Source organism: Lentzea xinjiangensis, from assembly GCF_900110955.1.
GTDB classification, from domain to species: Bacteria; Actinomycetota; Actinomycetes; order Mycobacteriales; family Pseudonocardiaceae; genus Lentzea; species Lentzea xinjiangensis.
Genome location: NZ_FOFR01000028.1, coordinates 26,074 through 44,998 on the forward strand (window position 1 = coordinate 26,074; position 18,925 = coordinate 44,998).

The window sequence follows — 18,925 nt, forward strand, 5'->3', positions numbered from 1 at the left end:
GCGGTGAACGACCTTCCGCACACCGCGCTGCGCGGCACGCTGCACCTGCTGTGGGTGAGCTGCCTGGTCACGCCGCTGGTCGCGGTGCTGCGCGAGCCGTCAGCGATGCGCTGGGCCGGGGTTCTCGGCCTGCTCGTGCTGGCCGTCGCCTACGCGCTGACGCTGCGGGGTGGCCGGATCCGGTGGCTGGTGGCGGCGACGCTCGTGTCGATCCCGCTGGTGGCACCGGCCGGTCCCGACGAGATGTGGACGTGGGCGTGGATCGGCGGCTGCTCCGCCGGCTTCGCCGCACTGCTGCTGACCGGCGCCTGGCGCTGGATCGCGGCGGTCGGCGCGGTCGCGCTCGCCGGGGTGGTGGGCTTCTTCGTCGACCGCGACCACACGACGTACCAGATGGTGGCGGCCGCGGTCGGCGCGACGATCATCGCGATGGCCGGGCTGCCGCTGTGGTTCGCGGGACTCCTCGAACAGGCGCGGGCCGGCCGCGAGGCGCGGGCGGAGCTCGCGGTGAGCGAGGAACGGCTGCGGTTCGCCCGCGACGTCCACGACCTGCTGGGCCACCGGCTGACCGTGATCGCGCTGAAGGCCGAGCTCGCCGGGCGGCTGGCCGCGACCGATCCCGAGCGCTCGGCCGACGAGGCGTTCGAGGCACAACGGCTCGCGTCCTCGGCCCTGGAGGAGGTGCGCGAGGCCGTGCACGGCTACCGCGCGGTGAGCCTGCCCGAGCAGTTGGAGGCCGTGCGGAACGTGCTGCGGGAGGCCGGGATCCGGTGCACGGTCTCGGACGTTCCGGTGCACGGCGAACGGGCCACGCAGCTCGCGCTCGCGTTGCGGGAGGCGTGCACGAACGTCCTGCGGCACAGCCACGCGACGTGGTGCATGATCGACGTCGCTGTCGCCGAGGAGGAGGTCCGGATGACCGTCACGAACGACGGCACCGAGAAGCCGCCGGGTGAGGGCAACGGGATCAGGGGCATGGGCGAACGGCTGGCCGGGCTCGGCGGCCAGGTGTCCACCAACAGGTCCGGCGACGTGTTCACGCTCCAGGTCGTGGTGCCCGCGTGATCAGGGTGCTGCTGGCCGACGACGAGGAGCTGATCCGCGACGCGCTCGCGGCGCTGCTGGACCTGGAGCCGGACCTCGAGGTGGTGGCCCGCGCCGGTGACGGCAGGGCCGCCGTCGAGGCCGCGCGGGCCCACCGCCCGGACGTCGCCGTGGTCGACCTGCAGATGCCCCTCCTGGACGGCCTGGAGGTGACCGAGGAACTGGCGCGCGCACTGCCGTCGTGCGCGGTGGTGATCCTGACCGGCCGCGGCCGCCCGCCGCACCTGCAACAGGCTCTGCACGCGGGGGCGAGGGGCTTCCTGCCCAAGGGCTCCCCCGGCGGCACGCTCGCCGACGTGATCCGCCGCGTGCACGCCGGAGGCCGCTGGGTGGACCCGGCCCTGGCCGCCGACGCGCTGGCCGCACCGCCGTGCCCGCTCACCCGGCGCGAGCTGGAGGTGCTGCGGCTCAGCGAGTTCGGCACACCGGTCGCGGAGATCGCGGCCCGCACGTCGCTGTCCGCCGGGACGGTGCGCAACCACCTGTCGGCCGCGGTGGCCAAGCTCGGCGTCGCCGGCCGCGCCGAGGCGTTCCGGCTCGCGCACTCGCACGGCTGGCTCTGAGCACCCGTTGCCGCACGACTGCGGGTGTGGCGTCGCGTGCTGGGGCTTGTGGCTGGGTGAGCAGGACGAACGTGAGTCGGCGGTGCTCCGGAACAGCTCAGCGCTCCCACGCCGTCAAAGGCCGCGCCGGGGCGTTCCGGCTCGCGCACTCGCACGGTTGGCTCCAGCGGCCCGTCACCACACGATCGCGGGCGCGACATCGCACACCGCGAGCTCACGGCCGCGTGAGCAGGTCGAAGGCGTGCCGGCGATGTTCCGCGAACAGCTCCAGCGCCCTCCCGGCGTCGCCCAGCCGCAACGCCGCCACCAGGTCCCGGTGCTCGTCCCGGATCTGCTCCAGGTACCCGTCGGTGCTCACGTTCACCCTGGTGATCAGGAACAGGTGCACCTGCGACCGGATCGCCTGCCATGCCTGGACCAGCCGCGAGTGGCCGGCCGCCGCGTACACCGCGTCGTGGAACGCGATGTCGCAGCGCACCATCTCGTGCGGCGTCGAGGCCCGTTCCATGGCCAGCGCGGCCGCCGAAATCGCGTCCAGCGACGCGCCGGAAGCGACGACCCGTTCGACCGCCAGGGCCTCCAGCGCGCCGCGCAGGCTGTCCAGCTCCGCCACGTCCTGAAGGGACAGCACGGCCACCGTGGCGCCGCGGTGCCACTCGGCCCGGACCAGGCCCTCCTGCTCCAGCACGCGCAGCGCGTCGCGGACGGGGCCGCGGCTGACCCGCAGCGCCTCGGACAGCTCCACCTCGCGCAAGGCGCTGCCGGGCGGGTAGCGGCCGTCGAAGATCGCCTCGCGGATCACGTCCGCCACCTCGCTGCCCAAACTCCGCCGTCGCGCCGGACCCACCGTCATGGACTCGATGTTAACGAGGAGACAATTTGTAGGAATGTTAACATTGGCGATGTTAACATTCGGTCATGCCTGAGATCCCCCGCTTCCACCTCGCCATGCCCGTCGACGACCTCGCCGCCGCCCGCCGCTTCTACGGCGAGACGCTCGGCCTCGAACAGGGCCGCAGCTCCGACACCTGGATCGACTGGAACCTGCACGGCCACCAGTTCGTCACGCACCTCGCGCCGAGGGTCGAGCGGGTCCACAACCCCGTCGACGGGCACGACGTGCCGGTCCCCCACTTCGGGCTGGTCCTGGCGGTCGAGGAGTTCCAGGCCCTCGCGGCGAAGCTCACCGAGGCCGGCACGGCGTTCGTCATCGAGCCGTACGTGCGGTTCAAGGGCGAGCCCGGCGAGCAGTGGACGATGTTCCTGCTGGACCCGGCGGGCAACGCGCTCGAGTTCAAGGCCTTCGCCGACGACGCGCAGGTGTTCGCGGTCTGAAAGCCGGGAGAATCTTGCACGGTGCGCAAGTTTCGGTAGCGTGGGGGTGACGCCGAGCCACGACCCGATCACATCGGGTCAGACAGGGAGAGGCCATGACCACGGCCGAACGGCAGCGCAACGCGCAGGAGCTCATCCGTCCGCAACTGCCAGCCGAGCTCACCGAGAAGCGCGCCGGGTGCCCGTTCGACCCGGCCGCCGGGCTGACCGAGCTGAGCGAGCGCGGGCGGATCCACCGGATCGAGCACAACGGCGACACCGTCTGGCTCGTCACGGGACATGACGAGGCACGGGCGGTGCTCGCCGATCCGGCGATGAGCGCGGACCGGATCAACAGCCCCAGGGCCAGGGCCCTGATCTCGCCCGAGCTGCACGCCGAGATGTTCCCGCCGGAGCGGCGGGCCGGGTCGTTCATCTTCATGGACGCCCCCGAGCACACCCGCATCCGCAAGATGCTCACCGGGCAGTTCACCGTGCGCCGGATGCGCGACCTGACGCCGCGCATCCACGAGATCGTCACCACCCACCTCGACGCGATGGTCGAGAAGGGGCCACCCGCCGACCTCGTGCAGGACTTCGCGCTGCCGGTGCCGTCGCTGGTGATCTGCGAGCTGCTCGGCGTCGACTACGGCGACCGCGAGGAGTTCCAGCGCCGCACGGCCACCCTGCTCAGCCTCACCACCACGGTCGACGAGCAGATCAGGAACAGCGCCGAGCTGCGGCGGTTCATGCAGTCGCTGGTCCGCGAGAAGCAGCGCAACCCCGGGGACGACCTGCTCTCCGGGCTCGTCCGCGACACCGACCTCACCGCGAACGAGCTCGGGGGCATCGCGAACCTGCTGCTCATCGCGGGACACGAGACGACGGCGAACATGCTGGCGCTCGGCACGTTCGCGCTGCTGGAGCACCCGGAGGAGCTCGCCAAGCTCCAGCGGGACCCCGAGCTCGTCGACAACGCCGTCGAGGAGCTGCTGCGCTACCTGTCGATCATCAGCATGGGCGTCTCGCGGCACGCCAAGCAGGACGTCACGATCGGCGGTGCCACGATCCGCGCCGGGGAGACCGTCGTGGTGTCGGTTCCCGCGGTGAACCGCGACGAGAGCCAGTACGACAACCCGCACGAGCTGCTCGTCGACCGGCCGCGCGGTCACCACGTGGCGTTCGGGCACGGCATCCACCAGTGCCTCGGCCAGCAGCTCGCACGGGTGGAGATGGTCGTCGGCTTCACCGAGCTGCTGCGCAGGCTGCCGTCGCTGCGGCTCGCCGTGCCCGCGGACGAGGTGCCGCTGCGGACCGACATGTCGATCTACGGCGTGCACCGGCTCCCGGTCACCTGGTGATGCCGCCGCCGAGCTGGTCGATCATGCGCTCGATCAGCTCGGCGGCGGTGTAGCGCGAGGAGGCCGCCGGCGTGTCCAGCCACCACTGCACGACCGCGCGCAACGACGTGAGGATCATCGAGGCCGCCATGGCCGGGTACGGGTCGACCGAGGCGTCCACCCCGGACCGCGCCGAGATCGCCGCGGCCAGCTCCTGCTCGCGAGCGGAGTAGGCGGCGAACACGTGCGGCAGCAGCGCCGGGTGCCGGCGCAGCTCCCGCAGCTTCCGCAGCCGGTCGAGGTCGACGTGCTCCTGGTAGAGGGAGTGCAGCGCCTCCCGCACCGCGACGGGCACGGGCTCGCCGGGAGGCCGGGCGGCGAACTCCCGCACGAACGTCTCGGCGGCCAGCGTGTCCCCGGCCATCACCGCCTCCTCCTTCGAGGAGAAGTAGTTGAAGAAGGTCCGCAGCGACACCCCGGCCGCCCGCGCGATCTGCTCGACCGTCACGCCGTCCAGGCCGTGCTCGACGCACATGCTCCAGGCGGCGTCACCCAACGCCTCCCTGGTCGCCGCCTTCTTGCGTTCACGCAGGCCCGTCATGGCGGACAGCGTAGGCCGTACCGGAAATTGGTCCAGACCTTGCCACGCTGGTGAGCACCTCACTACGTTCCGTGAGATCGCTCTCACAGACCTACGGAGGACCGGGTGCGTCTACTCGGAGTCGTCGTGCTGGCCGGCGCCCTGCTCACCGCGGGCGGGGCCCAGGCCGCGCCCGCGCGTGCGGCAGCACCAGCGCCCACCATCACCCTGATCACCGGCGACCAGGTGCTCACCGGGCACCGCGCGGTCAGACCGGCCCCCGGCCGCGAGCACGTCGTGTTCACCACCTACACCGCCGGGGGCCACGAGTACGTGGTGCCGGGCGACGCCATGCCGATGATCGCGGAGGGCCGCCTCGACGAGCGCCTCTTCGACGTCACCGAGCTCGCCACCTACGGCGGTGCCCTGCCCGTCATCGCCACCTACCCCGAGGGCACCGTCAGCGCGCAGTCCGGCCTCCCGCTGCGCAGCATCAACGGCGTGGCGTTCGACGCCGCGAAGACGCCGCTCGCCGGTGGCCTCGCCACGACGAGCGCGGCGAGGATCTGGCTCGACGCCCGGCGCCGGGTGAGCCTCGACCGCAGCGTCGCCCAGATCAACGCCCCCGCCGCCCACGCGGCCGGCCTCACCGGCAAGGACGTCACGGTCGCCGTCCTCGACACCGGCGTCGACCACACGCATCCCGACCTCGCCGACCGCGAGATCGCCGAGCGCAACTTCACGACCTCGCCGGACAACGGCGACCACCACGGCCACGGCACGCACGTGGCGTCGATCATCGCGGGCACCGGCGCGCGGAGCGGCGGCAAGTACCGCGGGGTGGCGCCGGACGCGCGCATCCTCGACGTGAAGGTGCTGGGCGACAACGGTTCCGGCCAGGACAGCGGGATCATCGCCGGGATGGAGTGGGCGGTCGAGCAGGGCGCCCAGATCGTCAACCTCAGCCTCGGCGGCGTCGACACGCCTGCGGTCGAGCCGCTCGAGGAAGCGGTCAACCGCCTGTCCGCCGAGAAGGGCACGCTGTTCGTGGTCGCCGCGGGCAACAGCGGTCCCGGCTCCCGCACCGTCTCCTCCCCCGGCTCGGCCGCGGCGGCCCTGACCGTCGGCGCCGTCGACCACGAGGACCGGATCGCGGAGTTCTCGAGCCGCGGCCCGACCCAGACCGGCGCGCTCAAGCCGGATCTCACCGCGCCGGGTGTCGGCATCGTCGCCGCGCGGCACTCCGACGGCAGGATCGGCCCGCCGGTCGCCGACGGCTACACCGCGCTCGACGGCACCTCGATGGCGACCCCGCACGTGGCGGGCGCGGCGGCACTCCTGCGCCAGCAGCACCCCGGGCTGGGCGGTGCCGCGCTCAAGGCCCGCCTCACCGGCAGCGCCACGCCCCACGAGCGGCTGACGCCGTTCGACCAGGGCACCGGTCGCGTCGACGTCGCCAAGCTGATCAAGCAGAACGTGACGTCGGCGCCGACCGGCATCAGCTTCGGCTCCCACCGGTGGCCGCACACCGGCGATCCCGCGCTGACCGAGGAGATCACCTACTCCAACGCGGGCTCCGAGCCGGTCACGCTCGACCTCACGACCGAGGCGAACGGCGACCTCTTCAGCGTCCGGCCCACCCGGCTCACCGTGCCCGCCGGCGGCACCGCGACCGCCACGGTCACCGCGGACGTCGCGAAGCAGCCGGACGGGGGCGTCTTCGGCGGCGCGGTCGTCGCGAACGGCCTGCGCACCGCGGTGGTCGCCGACCTGGAGCGGGAGAGCTACGACGTCACGATCACCGGGACCGACCGGACCGGCGCCAAGGCGTCCTCGACGTTCGCCTTCCTGATCGACGTCGGCACCGGCGCCCGCGTCTGGCCGGACAGCGCGACCGGCGTCGCCCGGCTCGCCAAGGGACGCTACCTGCTGTCCGGCAGCGTGATGTCGTCCGGCAGCACCTACACCCACGACTCGATCAGCTACCCGAACCTGACCGTCACCGGTCCCACGACGATCGATCTCGACGCCCGGCAGGCCAGGCCGGTGCGGCTGACGCTGCCGGTCCCCGCACGGCTCTCGCTGCTGCAGACCGGTTTCGAACGGGTCGTCGGCGGCACCCGGTACACCATCGGCACCTTCTCGGTCGGCGGCGCGGTCGACCACCTCGGCCTCGCGAGCCTCGGCCCCGACTCGGCCGAGGTCACCGGCAAGACCGCGACCTTCTGGACGGCGGGCCGGGACTTCTACGGACTCGCCTGGTACCGGGCGGGATCGGCTCCCAGCGGCCTGACCAAGACGATCGCGCGCGAGGACCTCGCCGCGGTGGAGGTCGACATGCCGGCGTTGCGCGAAGGCCAGACCGCGTCCATCGGCCACACCTCCGCGCCCGCGGGCAGGGCCGACTGGGGCTGGGGCTCGCTCGACGAGCTGCCACCCGGCCCGCGCACCGAGTACTACGGGGGCGAGGGCGGCGACTGGTCGCGCAGGGTCAACCTGTTCGACCCGACCGGCAACGTCGGCGCGCTCGTCGGCCCGCTCAAGCACTACCGGCCGGGCCGGTCGTACGTGGAACCGCTCAACCGCGCGGTGTTCGGCCCGGCGCTGCCCGAGACGCGGGACGTCCCCCACACGTTCCGCACGGGTGACTTCGTCCGCGTCACCGTCCCGCTGTACGGCGACAACGCGGGCAACGAGGGCTACGGGCCCGTCACCGGGGCCAGGACCACGCTGTACCGCGACAACACCGAGGTCGTGACGACGGCCGAGCCGGGCTGGGCACTGGCCGACGTCCGGCCGGGTGCCGCGGACTACCGCCTGGAGGTGACGGCGACCCGCGACAACCCGCTGAGCACCGAGGTGTCCGGCGTCTGGACGTTCCGCAGCGACACCACGGCGGAGCGGACCGCGCTGCCGCTGTCGGTCATCCGCTTCACCCCGCAGCTCGACGACGACGGCTACGCCCGCGCGGGCCAGGTGCTCGGGGTGCCGGTCGCCACGCAGTCGCAGGCGGGCTCGGTGCGGGTCACGTCCGTCGAGGTCTCCTACGACGGTGGCAGCACGTGGCGCCCCACGCCGATCAGGGCCAACCGGGTGCTGCTCGCCCACCCGCGGGACGCGGAGTCGGTCTCCCTGCGCGCCAAGGCGTCCGGCGACGGCCAGACCGTGGAGCAGACGATCGTCAACGCCTACCGGCTGCGCTGAGCGGTGAAGTAGCCCGCGTGCTCGCGCGCCCAGGAGGCGAACGAGCGCGCGGGCCTTCCCAGCACCTCCTCGACCGTCGGCACCACCGTGCGTCCCTCGGCGGGCATGTCCCGCCTCCACGACAGCAGCGCGTCCACCACCTCGGCGGGCCGCCCGGCCGCGAGCATCTCCGCCCGCGCCTCCGCCTCGGACTGCTCGACGTACCTGATCTCCCGGCCGGTGGCCGCGCTGAGGGCCGCCACCTGGTCCGGCACGGTGAGGGCCTCCGGTCCGGTCAGCGGGTACGTGCGGCCGCCGTGCCCACCCCTCACGAGCACGGCGGCCGTCACCGCGCCGATGTCGCCTTCGTGCACGAGGGCGCTCCGCGCGTGGGCGAACGGCTCACGCACCTCTCCCCTGTCGCGCACCGACTCGGCCCAGACCAGCGCGTTCGACATGAAGTCCATCGGCCGCAGCACCGTCCACTCGAGCGAGCCGGCCGTGACCGCCTCCTCCAGCGGGCTCCGGTACCCGCTCCACAGCACGGTGACCCGCCGGACCCCGGCCCGCTCCGCCCGCTCGAGCAGGTCCGGTCCGCGCAGCAGCGGCGCGTAGTCGGCGCCGGCGTTGGAGAGCAGGTGCATCGCCGTCACGCCGTCGAACGGGATCGTCTCCGGCCTGGTCAGGTCGCCCTCGACGACCTCGACCCCGGCCGGGAGCCGTGCCGCGGCGGCGTTCCTGGTGACGGCACGCACCGGTTGCCCCAGTGCGAGCAGCTCGCGCACCACCTGCCGACCGGCGTTGCCGGTCGCTCCCGTCACGAGAACCGTCATGGACCCGACGCTAGAACCTCCAGCAAGGTGGAGATCAAGCCCTCCGGCGCGGAGCCGGGACACAGGCCGGCTCCGCTGAACCGAGCCAGCCGGACGCCCGGGATCGCCGGAACTTGCGCAAGCCTTGCGGAAGCGCCGCAACGCCGCCGCAAGCCCGTGCAAGCGGGTCCACCGAAATCCGGCTGGCTCGACGAAGCCGTTCGGGAACGAACCTCCTGCCGACCGCCACAGCCTGCCGCTGGTGACCGCCCCTCGACCCACGCCGGAACCGTTCGGAGACCCACTCGGCCACCCGTCTTTCCTGTTCAGAGCACTCTGTCGCAAATTTGCGCAATCACGTCGACATATTGCGGTAATCTGCTGGGCACTTCTACGGTGAGGCGCACCACACCCCCTCGCGTCCCCACCGAGAAGGGCCAAGCACGCCATGTCATCGACGACACGCGCTCGCTCCCTGCTAGCCCCGACAATCGTGCTGATCACTGCCGCGGCCACCCTGACGACCTCCCCCGCCGCGCAAGCCGCACCCGTGAGCCTCGACCTGCGCGAGCAGACCCGCATCGACCAGGTGACGCTCACCGCGCCGCGCAACAGCACCGAAACCTTCGCCGTGCAGACGAGCCTCGACGGCAGAGGCTGGTCGACGCTGGTCGCGGAGCGACCACACGCCTTCCAGGACGGCAAGGTGTCGTTCCAGGTCGACCCGACGCTGGTCCGGCACGTCCGCGCCACCAGGACCACGGCCAGGCTCGAGGTCCGCGAGGCCGCCGCGAGCGCGCTGCTGCGGGCGAGCTACAGCGCCAGCAGCAGCACCCAGGACTACGGCGCCGGCAACGCCGGTGACGGCAACCAGGCCACGTACTGGGAGAGCGCGAACAACGCGTTCCCGCAGTGGATCCAGGCCGACCTCGGCGCCGCGCTGAAAGCCGACCGCGTGGTGCTGAAGCTCCCGGCGGCCGGGTGGGGCGCCCGCACCCAGACCCTGGCCGTCCAGGGCAGCACCGACGGCAGCACCTTCACCGACCTCGTGGCGAGCAGGGGGTACGAGTTCACCCCGGCCTCGAACAACACCGTCACCATCGGCTTCACCGCGGCCACCACGCGGTACGTCCGGCTGCGGATCACCGGGAACACCGCCTGGCCGGCCGGCCAGATCAGCGAGTTCGAGGTCCAGGGCCCGACCGGTGGTGACGCGCAGGCGCCGTCCGCACCCGCCGGCCTCGCCCTCACCCAGCCGCAGGCCGGGCAGATCCGGCTGACCTGGACCGGCAGCGCCGACAACGTCGGCGTCACCGGCTACGACGTCTACGCCAACGGCAGCCTGCGCACCACCGTCACCGGCACCACCTACACCGACACCCAGCCCGACGGCCTGCGGGTGACCTATCACGTGGTCGCGAAGGACGCGGCGGGCAACCAGTCGCCGGCCAGCAACTCCGTCACGCGGGAGGGCGCCACCGGCACGAACCTCGCGCAGGGCAGGCCCGTCATCGCGTCCGGGCACGTGCACACGTTCGTCCCGGCCAACGCCAACGACGGGAACCTGGGCAGCTACTGGGAGTCCAACGGCCTGCCCGGCACGCTGACCGTCCAGCTCGGATCGAACGCCGACGTCAGCTCCGTCGCCGTCAAGCTCAACCCCGACCCGGCGTGGGGCGCGCGCACGCAGCACGTCGAGGTCCTCGGCCGCGAGCAGAACGCCACCGGCTTCACGAGCCTCGTCGCCGGCCGCGACTACCGCTGGGACCCGGCGAACGACAACAGCGTCACGATCACCGCGAGCGGGCGCGTCGCCGACGTCCAGCTCCGGTTCACGTCCAACACCGGTGCTCCCGGCGCCCAGGTGGCGGAGGTCCAGGTGTTCGGCACCCCTGCCCCGAACCCCGACCTCACCGTCACCGGCACGTCGTTCACGCCCACGAGCCCGGTCGAGACCGACCGGATCACGGTGAACGCCACCGTCCGCAACGCGGGCACCGCGGCCGCCACGGCCACCGACGTGACGTTCTTCCTCGGCACCACCGCGGTCGGCACCGCCCAGGTCGACGCGCTCGCGGCCGGTGCGCAGGCGAACGTCGGCACGACGATCCCCGCACGGCCGGAAGGCTCCTACGAGTACACGGCCAAGGTCGACGAGACCAAGAGGGTCGCGGAGCAGAACGAGACCAACAACACCCGCGTCCACCCGGACCGGCTCGTCGTCACGCCGGTGCCGAGCTCCGACCTGGTGGCCGTGCCGTCCTGGTCGCCGAGCAACCCCGGCAACGGCCAGAACACCACGTTCAGCGTCGCCATCCGGAACCAGGGCAGCGTCGGCAGCGCGGCCGGAGCGCACGGGATCACGGTCACGATCCTCAACGCCAACGGTCAGACCGTCCGCACGCTGACCGGCAGCCACAACGGCACGATCAACGCCGGTGCGACGACGGCCGCGGTCAGCCTCGGCACCTGGCAGGCCGCCGACGGCCGGTACACGGTCCGCACGACGATCGCGAACGACGACAACGAGATCCCGGCCAAGCAGGCCAACAACACCAGCGAGCAGTCCCTGTTCATCGGCCGCGGGGCGAGCGTCCCGTGGCAGCACGTCGAGGCCGAGGACGCCGTCGCCGGTGGCGGCGCGCAGGTCCTGAGTCCGAACAGGACGATCGGTGACCTCGCCGGCGAGGCGTCCGGCCGCCGTGCCGTCACGCTGACCGGCACCGGCCAGTCGGTCGAGTTCACCACGTCCGGCCCGGCCAACACCCTCGTCACCCGGTTCTCCATCCCCGACAGCTCCGGTGGCGGTGGTATCACCTCGAACCTCAACGTCTACGTCAACGGCCAGTTCCACAAGCCGATCGACCTGACGTCGAGGTACATCTGGCTCTACGGCAACGAGGCAGAACCGGGCAACTCACCGGGAGCCGGCGGTCCGCGCCACATCTACGACGAGGCGAACGTCATGCTCGACCAGACGTTCCCGGCGGGCACGAAGATCAAGCTGCAGAAGGACGCGGCCAACACCACGAACTACGCGATCGACTTCGTGAACTTCGAACAGGTGACGGCCGCGGGGAACCCTGACGCCGCGCGGTACGCGGTGCCCGCCGGGTTCACCCACCAGGACGTGCAAAGCGCGCTCGACCGCGTGCGCATGGACACGACGGGCAACTTGGTCGGCGTCTACCTGCCCGCGGGCACCTACCAGACGGCGCAGAAGTTCACCGTCTACGGCAAGCCGATCCGGGTGGTCGGTGCCGGTCCCTGGTTCACCCGGTTCCAGGCCCCGGCCAACCAGGAGAACACCGACATCGGCTTCGACGCCCAGTCGTCCGCGAGCGGCTCCACGTTCAGCGGTTTCGCGGTGTTCGGCAACTACACCACGCGCATCAACGGGCCGGGCAAGGTCTTCAACTTCACCGGCGTGCAGAACATGACCATCGAGAACATCTGGGTCGAGCACATGGTGTGCATGTTCTGGGGCACCAACGTCGACAACACCGTCATCAGGGACAGCCGCGTCCGGAACCTCTTCGCCGACGCCATCAACCTGACGAACGGCTCGGCGGGCAACCGGATCGCGAACATCGAGGCCCGCTCGACCGGTGACGACGCGTTCGCGCTGTTCGCCGCCACCGACGCCGGGGGAACCGGCCAGCAGGGCAACGTCCTGGAGAACCTCACGGCGCTGACCCCCTGGCGTGCGGCCGGTGTCGCGGTCTACGGCGGCAAGAACAACACGGTCCGCAACATCTACGTCGCGGACACGCTCACCTACTCCGCGGTGACGATCAGCTCGCTCGACTTCGGCTACCCGATGGAGGACTTCGGGCCGGACCCGACGACCTTCAGCGGGCTCACGCTCGTGCGGTCCGGCGGCCACTTCTGGGGCGCGCAGACCTTCGGCGCGATCTGGATGTTCTCGGCGTCCAAGAAGTACACCGCGATCCGGGTGAACGACGTCGAGATCATCGACCCGACGTACAGCGGGATCATGTTCCAGACCAAGTACAACGGCGGTCCCGAGAACACCTTCCAGGACACGGTGCTCACCAACGTGAGCATCTCGGGTGCCCGCAAGAGCGGCGACGAGTTCGACGCCAAGTCCGGGTTCGGGTTGTGGGCCAACGAGATGCCGGAGCAGGGCCAGGGCCCCGCGGTCGGCGAGGTCACGTTCAACGGCCTCAGGTTCAGCAACAACCACCAGGACATCAGGAACACCACCTCCACCTTCAAGATCGTCATCAACAACTGACACCCCTGCCGCGAAGGACAGTTCAATGAAGAACACGCTAGTGAGGCGTGCGATGAGCGCTGCCTTGGTCAGCGCACTCGCACTGGTCGGATTGACACCCACGGCGGGAGCAGCGGTCGCCCGGCTGTCCGCGAACCTGACCGCGTCGAGCAGCAACGGCGCGTACGGCGCCGGGAACGTCGGCGACGGCAACCAGGGCAGCTACTGGGAGAGCGCGAACGGCGCGTTCCCCCAGTGGATCCAGGCCGACCTGGGTGCCGCGAAGAGCGTCAGCAAGGTCGTGCTGCGCCTGCCCTCGGACTGGGAGCAGCGCACGCAGACCCTCGCCGTGCAGGGGAGTTCGAACGGAGCGCAGTTCAGCGACATCGCCGGGTCGAGCGGCCGGGTGTTCTCGCCCGGCTCGAACAACACGGTGACACTGGACTTCGCGGCCACCAGCGCCCGGTACGTGCGCGTCACGGTCACCGCGAACACGGGCTGGCAGGCCGCCCAGCTCAGCGAGTTCGAGGTGCACGGCGAGCCCGGTTCGGCCGACCCGCCGCCCGGTGACGACCTCGCGGCGGGCAAACCCGTGGAGGAGTCCGGGCACGTGCACGACTTCGTGCCGGGCAACGCCGTCGACGGCAACACCGGCTCGTACTGGGAGTCCAGCGGGCTTCCCGGTCACCTGACCGCGAAGCTCGGTTCGAACGCGGACCTCACCTCGGTCGTCGTGAAGCTCAACCCCGATTCGGCATGGGGTGCGCGCACGCAGAACTTCGAGGTGCTGGGCCGTGAGGCGAGCGCGACCGCGTTCGCCACCCTGAAAGCACGGGCGGACTACCGGTTCGACCCGGCCACGGGCAACACCGTGACGATCCCCGTCACCGGCCGGGCGTCGGACGTGCGGCTGCACTTCTACTCGAACACCGGCGCGCCCGGTGGCCAGGTCGCCGAGTTCCAGGTGTTCGGCGCCACCGCTCCGGCTCCCGACCTGACCGTCACCAACCTGACGTGGACCCCGCAGAACCCGAGCGAGGCCGACGCGATCAGGCTCACGGCGACCGTGCGCAACGGCGGCACCGTCGCGTCCGGCGCGAGCACGCTGACCGTCGCGCTCGGCGGCACCGCCGCGGGCACCGCCCAGGTGGGCGCGCTCGCCGCCGGTGCCACCGCCACCGTCGCCGTGGACGCCGGACGGCGCGGTGCCGGGTCGTACGCGGCCTCGGCCACCGTGGACCCCGCCAACCAGGTCGCGGAGACCAACGAGGGCAACAACACCTTCACCTCCGGCTCTCCCCTGGTCGTCGGCCAGGCACCGGGACCGGACCTCCAGATCACCGGCGTCACGCCGAACCCGTCGAGCCCGGCGGCGGGCCAGCAGGTGACGTTCGCGGTGTCGGTGAACAACCGCGGCACCTCCGCGGCGGGCGCTTCGGTGACCCGTGTGGTCGTCGGCGGCAGCACGCTCAACGCCAGCACCGGAGCCGTCAACGCCGGTCAGACCGCAACGGTCAACGTCGGTCCCTGGACCGCCACCAACGGCGGTGCCACCGCCACCGCCACGGCGGACGCGACGAACCAGGTCGCGGAGACCAACGAGAACAACAACACCGCCACCCGGTCCATCGTGGTCGGACGCGGCGCGGCGGTGCCGTTCACGACCTACGAGGCGGAGTCCGGCCGCTACCAGGGCCAACTGCTGGAGGCGGACGCGAAGCGCACGTTCGGGCACACCAACTTCGGCTCCGAGTCCTCGGGCCGCAAGTCGGTGCGGCTGGACGCGCAGGGCCAGTTCGTCGAGATCACCTCGACGGTCAGCACGAACTCGATCGTCGTGCGCAACTCCATCCCGGACGCGGCAGGTGGCGGCGGCCAGGAAGCGACGATCAGCCTGTACGCCAACGACCAGTTCGTGCAGAAGCTGACGCTGTCCTCGCGGCACAGCTGGCTCTACGGCACCTGCGACGAGCCGGAGTGCCTCACCAACCGGCCGGGTGGCGACGCCCGCAGGCTGTTCGACGAGTCCTCGGCGTTGCTCGCGAACAGCTACCCGGCTGGCACCCGCTTCAAGCTCCAGCGCGACTCCGGTGACAGCGCGCAGTTCTACGTGATCGACCTGGTCGACCTGGAGCAGGTCGCGCCGGCCGCGCAGAAGCCCGCGGACTGCGTCTCGATCACGCAGTACGGTGCCACGGCGAACGACCAGACCGACGACGCGGACGCGATCCAGCGGGCCGTGACGGCGGACCAGAACGGGGAGATCCCCTGCGTCTGGATCCCGGAAGGCCGGTTCCGGCAGGAGAAGAAGGTCCTGACCCAGTTCGGCAGCGGCGGCTACAACCAGGTCGGCATCCGCAACGTCACGATCCGCGGTGCCGGCATGTGGCACTCGCAGCTGTTCTCGCTGATCCAGCCGCAGGACGCGGGCACGATCAACCACCCGCACGAGGGCAACTTCGGGTTCGACATCGACGACAACACGCAGATCTCCGACATCGCGATCTTCGGTTCCGGCCGGATCCGCGGCGGTGACGGCAACGCCGAGGGCGGCGTCGGTCTCAACGGCCGGTTCGGCAAGAACACGAAGATCACGAACGTGTGGATCGAGCACGCCAACGTCGGCGTCTGGGTCGGCCGCGACTACGCGAACCTGCCCGACCGCTGGAACCCCGGTGACGGCCTGCAGTTCAGCGGCATGCGCATCCGCGACACGTACGCCGACGGCATCAACTTCACCAACGGCACGCGCAACTCGACCGTCTACAACTCGTCGTTCCGCACCACGGGCGACGACGCGCTGGCGGTGTGGGCGTCGAAGCACGTGAAGGACCAGAACGTGGACGTCGGCAGCGGCAGCGCGTTCCTCAACAACACGATCTCGTTGCCGTGGCGAGCCAACGGCATCGCGATCTACGGCGGGTCGAACAACCGGGCGGAGAACAACATCGTCTCCGACACCGCCAACTACCCGGGCATCATGCTGGCGACCGACCACGACCCGCTGCCCTTCGGCGGTACGACGTTGCTCGCCAACAACGCCCTGCACCGCACCGGTGGCGCGTTCTGGAACGAGGCGCAGGAGTTCGGCGCCATCACGCTGTTCTCGGACAACCTGCCGATCCCCGGTGTCGTCATCCGCGACACCGAGATCCTGGACTCCACGTTCGACGGGATCCAGTTCAAGGGCGGCGGCACCGGGATGCCCGGCGTGCAGATCACCAACGTGCGCATCGACAGGTCCAACAACGGTTCCGGCATCCTCGCGATGGCCCAGGCGAAGGGCTCGGCGCGGCTGACGAACGTCACGATCACCAACTCCAGGGACGGCGACATCACCGTGGAGCCGGGTTCCCAGTTCGTCATCAACTAGCGGATCACCTTTCGAACCACCTCCTGCCGGGTAAGCCCCCGGCAGGAGGTGGTTTCCCATGTCCACGGTCGTTGTGGGGTTCGACGGCTCCGAGCAGGCGCGCCGGGCGGTGCTCTGGGGCGCGGAGGAAGCCGGGCGCACCGGGGCGGACCTGCGGGTGGTGCACGCCGTGCGCGCACCGCTGCCGGAGCCGGTCTTCACCCCGATGTCGGTCCCGGTCCGCGAGTTCGTGTCCGAGGAGACGCTGTCCCGTGCCGCGGAGGACGAGCTCGCCGGGCTCGCGCGGGAGCTCCGCGCGGCCCGGCCGGACCTGCGGCTGGAGACCCGCGTGCGGGTCGGACGGGCGGCGGACGTCCTCGCCGGCGAGCCCGGTGACGTCCTGGTGCTCGGCTCGTCCGGCCGCACCGGCATCGCCGGGATGGTCCTGGGTTCCACCACCGCCGAGCTGGTGGCGGCCGGCGGCCGTCCGGTCGTCGTCACCCGCACCGGTCCGCTGGACGGCCGGGTCGTCGTCGGCGTCGACGGCTCGGACATCTCCGCCGAAGCCATCGCCCACGCCTTCTCCTACGCCGAACGCCACGGCCGTCAACTGCTGGCGGTCCACGCGTTCAACGACGCCGGCTGGGCCGAGCTGCCCGAGCAGGACGTCGACCACGTCCGCGCGGATCTGGCGAAGCTGCTCGACGACCAGCTCGCCCCGCACCGCTCCCGCCATCCCGGCGTGCACGTGGCGCAAGAGGTCGCGTTCAACGCACCGGCACACGCGTTGCTCCAAGCAGCCGATGGCGCCGCACTCCTCGTCGTAGGCAGTCACGGCCGTGGGGCGGTGAAGCGTGCGATCCTGGGTTCCACGAGCCACGCTGTGCTCCACCACGCGCCGTGCACCGTCGCGGTGGTCCATCGGAGGTGACGTGAGATGCGCGGGTTGGCAGCCGTGGTGTTGTGCCTGGTCCTGACGAGCTGTGCCGATCAAGCACCGCCACAAGGTCCCGCGTCGGGCACTCAGCTGCCCGTCGCACCTCCTGGCACGTCCGCACCCGCGCCGCTGCCGCCTTCCTCCGCTGCGCTCACCACGACGCCGTCACGGGTGCCGGGCCAGGGCGAGACGACGGTGCGGGGCACGGTGTCGGCGGGCGCCGAGTCCGGCTGCCTCCTGCTCGCCACCGGCACCGCCCAGTACCTGCTGCTCGGCGCCGACCCCGCGATCGCGGTGGCCGGCGCCGTGGTGGAGGTGAGCGGGAGGGCCGAGCCCGGTGCGACGACGACCTGCCAGCAGGGCACGCCGTTCCACGTCACCGGGACCCGGCGCGGTTAGTCGCCCAGGGCCGCGCGGAGGAAGCCGGTGGCCTGGGTGATCGCGGCCTCGGCGGCGTGCGTGCCGCGCAACGCGTTGAGCATCACGAAGTCGTGGATGGCGCCCGCGTAGCGGACGGCGGTGACGGGCACGCCGGCCTCGCGCAGCTTGTCGGCGTAGGCCTCGCCCTCGTCGCGCAGCACGTCGGCCTCCGCGGTGATCACCAGCGCCTGCGGCAGCCCTTCGAGCTGCTCCCTGGTGGCGCGCAGCGGCGACGCGGTGATCTCGGCGCGCTCCAGCGGGTTCGTCGTGTACTGGTCCCAGAACCACTGCATGCCGTCGCGGCGCAGGAAGTACCCCTCGGCGAACTGCAGGTACGAGTCGGTGTCGAAGTTCGCGTCGGTCACCGGGTAGAAGAGCACCTGGGCCTTGAGCGGGACGTCACCGCGTTCCTTGGCCTGCAGGGTGAGAGCCGCGGCCATGTTGCCGCCGACCGAGTCACCGGCGACCGCGATGCGCGATGCGTCGAGGCCGTGCTCCTCGCCGTCGGTGACGATCCACCGCGCGGTGGCGTAGTTCTGGTCGATGGCGACCGGGTAGCGGGCCTCCGGCGAGAGCGAGTACTCGGGGAACACCACCGCGGCACCCGCGCCGACGGCCAGCTCGCGCACCAGGCGGTCGTGTGTGTGGGCGTTGCCGAACACCCAGCCCGCGCCGTGGATGTAGAGGATGACCGGGAGCTGCCCGGTGGCACCGGCCGGCTTGACCACGCGGACCCTGAAGCCGTCGAGCTCCACCCACTGCTCGTCGATCGCGGGCTTGTCGACCTCGCCCGACTGCGCCTCGTCGACGGCCTTGCGGCCCTCGTCCGGCGTGAGCTCGAACAGGAACGGCGGCTTCGCGGTGGCGGCGGCGAACTCGGCGGCGGCGGGCTCGAGAACTGGGCGCTTCATGGCTTCCTCCTGGCGGTCCGGGGTGCTGCCATAAAGCTAGTACACGATTAAATCGTGCACAATGTAATCACGGACTCATCATGCCCGGGAATAGCTCGACCGCCCCCTCGAAGCAGCCCGCGACCAACCCTGCCACGAGCCGAGCCTCCCGCGCCGCTCCAAGGCCTCACCG

At 71.4% G+C, this 18,925-nt stretch carries 13 protein-coding genes; 9 read left to right on the top strand and 4 right to left on the bottom strand.

The genetic code is table 11. The annotated features are described in order from the left end of the window. Positions 1-3 precede the first annotated feature (3 nt). Together BMW88_RS36905 and BMW88_RS36910 are read left to right on the top strand one after the other, a co-directional pair. A complete protein-coding gene (locus tag BMW88_RS36905) occupies positions 4-1,065 on the top strand; it encodes a sensor histidine kinase (protein ID WP_218148361.1) in 1,062 nt (353 codons plus the stop codon). Further along, positions 1,062-1,667 carry a response regulator transcription factor gene (locus BMW88_RS36910; RefSeq protein ID WP_089960483.1) on the top strand — a complete coding sequence of 202 codons (606 nt, stop codon included), beginning with the start codon at positions 1,062-1,064 and terminating at the stop codon, positions 1,665-1,667. Before BMW88_RS36905 ends, BMW88_RS36910 begins: the two co-directional genes overlap by 4 nt. 214 nt (positions 1,668-1,881) lie before the next feature. On the opposite strand, the gene BMW88_RS36915 is transcribed toward BMW88_RS36910, so the two are convergent. Beyond that, entirely contained in the window at positions 1,882-2,520 is a 639-nt protein-coding gene (locus BMW88_RS36915) for a GntR family transcriptional regulator (protein WP_089960486.1), read from the bottom strand. Between the two features lie 65 nt (positions 2,521-2,585). Here BMW88_RS36915 and BMW88_RS36920 point away from each other — a divergent pair, with 65 nt between their 5' ends. Both BMW88_RS36920 and BMW88_RS36925 read left to right on the top strand, forming a co-directional pair. Beyond that, positions 2,586-3,002 (top strand): VOC family protein, encoded by a 417-nt coding sequence (locus BMW88_RS36920; RefSeq protein WP_089960488.1) that lies wholly within the window; start codon positions 2,586-2,588, stop codon positions 3,000-3,002. A 95-nt stretch (positions 3,003-3,097) separates the two neighbouring features. After that, positions 3,098-4,342, top strand: coding sequence for a cytochrome P450 (locus BMW88_RS36925; RefSeq protein WP_089960492.1), 1,245 nt, complete (start codon positions 3,098-3,100; stop codon positions 4,340-4,342). On the opposite strand, the gene BMW88_RS36930 is transcribed toward BMW88_RS36925, so the two are convergent. Then, entirely contained in the window at positions 4,332-4,922 is a 591-nt protein-coding gene (locus BMW88_RS36930; protein ID WP_089960494.1) for a TetR/AcrR family transcriptional regulator, read from the bottom strand. The genes BMW88_RS36925 and BMW88_RS36930 overlap by 11 nt on opposite strands. Positions 4,923-5,027: 105 nt before the next feature. On the opposite strand from BMW88_RS36930, the gene BMW88_RS36935 reads away from it, so the two are divergent. Continuing rightward, positions 5,028-8,105, top strand: coding sequence for a S8 family peptidase (locus tag BMW88_RS36935; protein ID WP_143116433.1), 3,078 nt, complete (start codon positions 5,028-5,030; stop codon positions 8,103-8,105). Here BMW88_RS36935 and BMW88_RS36940 read toward each other — a convergent pair. Continuing rightward, the gene (locus BMW88_RS36940) at positions 8,090-8,917 is read right to left on the bottom strand and encodes an NmrA family NAD(P)-binding protein (protein WP_089960502.1); all 828 of its coding nucleotides are present in this window, start codon (positions 8,915-8,917) and stop codon (positions 8,090-8,092) included. The genes BMW88_RS36935 and BMW88_RS36940 overlap by 16 nt on opposite strands. Before the next feature lie 472 nt (positions 8,918-9,389). Between BMW88_RS36940 and BMW88_RS36945 the strand changes: the two genes are divergently transcribed. Genes BMW88_RS36945 through BMW88_RS36960 form a run of 4 tightly spaced genes read left to right on the top strand, consistent with a single transcriptional unit; the run spans position 9,390 to position 17,821 of the window. Next, complete coding sequence (locus BMW88_RS36945) at positions 9,390-13,154, top strand: galactose-binding domain-containing protein (RefSeq protein ID WP_245778314.1); 3,765 nt, start codon at positions 9,390-9,392, stop codon at positions 13,152-13,154. Positions 13,155-13,206: 52 nt separating this feature from the next. Continuing rightward, the gene (locus BMW88_RS36950) at positions 13,207-16,506 is read left to right on the top strand and encodes a CARDB domain-containing protein (RefSeq protein ID WP_245778315.1); all 3,300 of its coding nucleotides are present in this window, start codon (positions 13,207-13,209) and stop codon (positions 16,504-16,506) included. Positions 16,507-16,564: 58 nt separating this feature from the next. Then, entirely contained in the window at positions 16,565-17,416 is an 852-nt protein-coding gene (locus BMW88_RS36955; RefSeq protein WP_089960511.1) for a universal stress protein, read from the top strand. Positions 17,417-17,422: 6 nt separating this feature from the next. Continuing rightward, entirely contained in the window at positions 17,423-17,821 is a 399-nt protein-coding gene (locus tag BMW88_RS36960; protein ID WP_089960514.1) for a hypothetical protein, read from the top strand. On the opposite strand, the gene BMW88_RS36965 is transcribed toward BMW88_RS36960, so the two are convergent. Continuing rightward, positions 17,818-18,753, bottom strand: a complete 936-nt coding sequence (locus BMW88_RS36965) for an alpha/beta hydrolase (RefSeq protein ID WP_089960516.1) — start codon at positions 18,751-18,753, stop codon at positions 17,818-17,820. The genes BMW88_RS36960 and BMW88_RS36965 overlap by 4 nt on opposite strands. Between the last annotated feature and the right edge of the window lie 172 nt (positions 18,754-18,925).

Bases quoted from the DNA above. Each gene is read 5' to 3' on its own strand.
- BMW88_RS36915 (WP_089960486.1), bottom strand. From the start codon at position 2,520: ATGACGGTGGGTCCGGCGCGACGGCGGAGTTTGGGCAGCGAGGTGGCG.
- BMW88_RS36920 (WP_089960488.1), top strand. From the start codon at position 2,586: ATGCCTGAGATCCCCCGCTTCCACCTCGCCATGCCCGTCGACGACCTC.
- BMW88_RS36925 (WP_089960492.1), top strand. From the start codon at position 3,098: ATGACCACGGCCGAACGGCAGCGCAACGCGCAGGAGCTCATCCGTCCG.
- BMW88_RS36930 (WP_089960494.1), bottom strand. From the start codon at position 4,922: ATGACGGGCCTGCGTGAACGCAAGAAGGCGGCGACCAGGGAGGCGTTG.
- BMW88_RS36940 (WP_089960502.1), bottom strand. From the start codon at position 8,917: ATGACGGTTCTCGTGACGGGAGCGACCGGCAACGCCGGTCGGCAGGTG.
- BMW88_RS36950 (WP_245778315.1), top strand. From the start codon at position 13,207: ATGAGCGCTGCCTTGGTCAGCGCACTCGCACTGGTCGGATTGACACCC.
- BMW88_RS36955 (WP_089960511.1), top strand. From the start codon at position 16,565: ATGTCCACGGTCGTTGTGGGGTTCGACGGCTCCGAGCAGGCGCGCCGG.
- BMW88_RS36960 (WP_089960514.1), top strand. From the start codon at position 17,423: ATGCGCGGGTTGGCAGCCGTGGTGTTGTGCCTGGTCCTGACGAGCTGT.
- BMW88_RS36965 (WP_089960516.1), bottom strand. From the start codon at position 18,753: ATGAAGCGCCCAGTTCTCGAGCCCGCCGCCGCCGAGTTCGCCGCCGCC.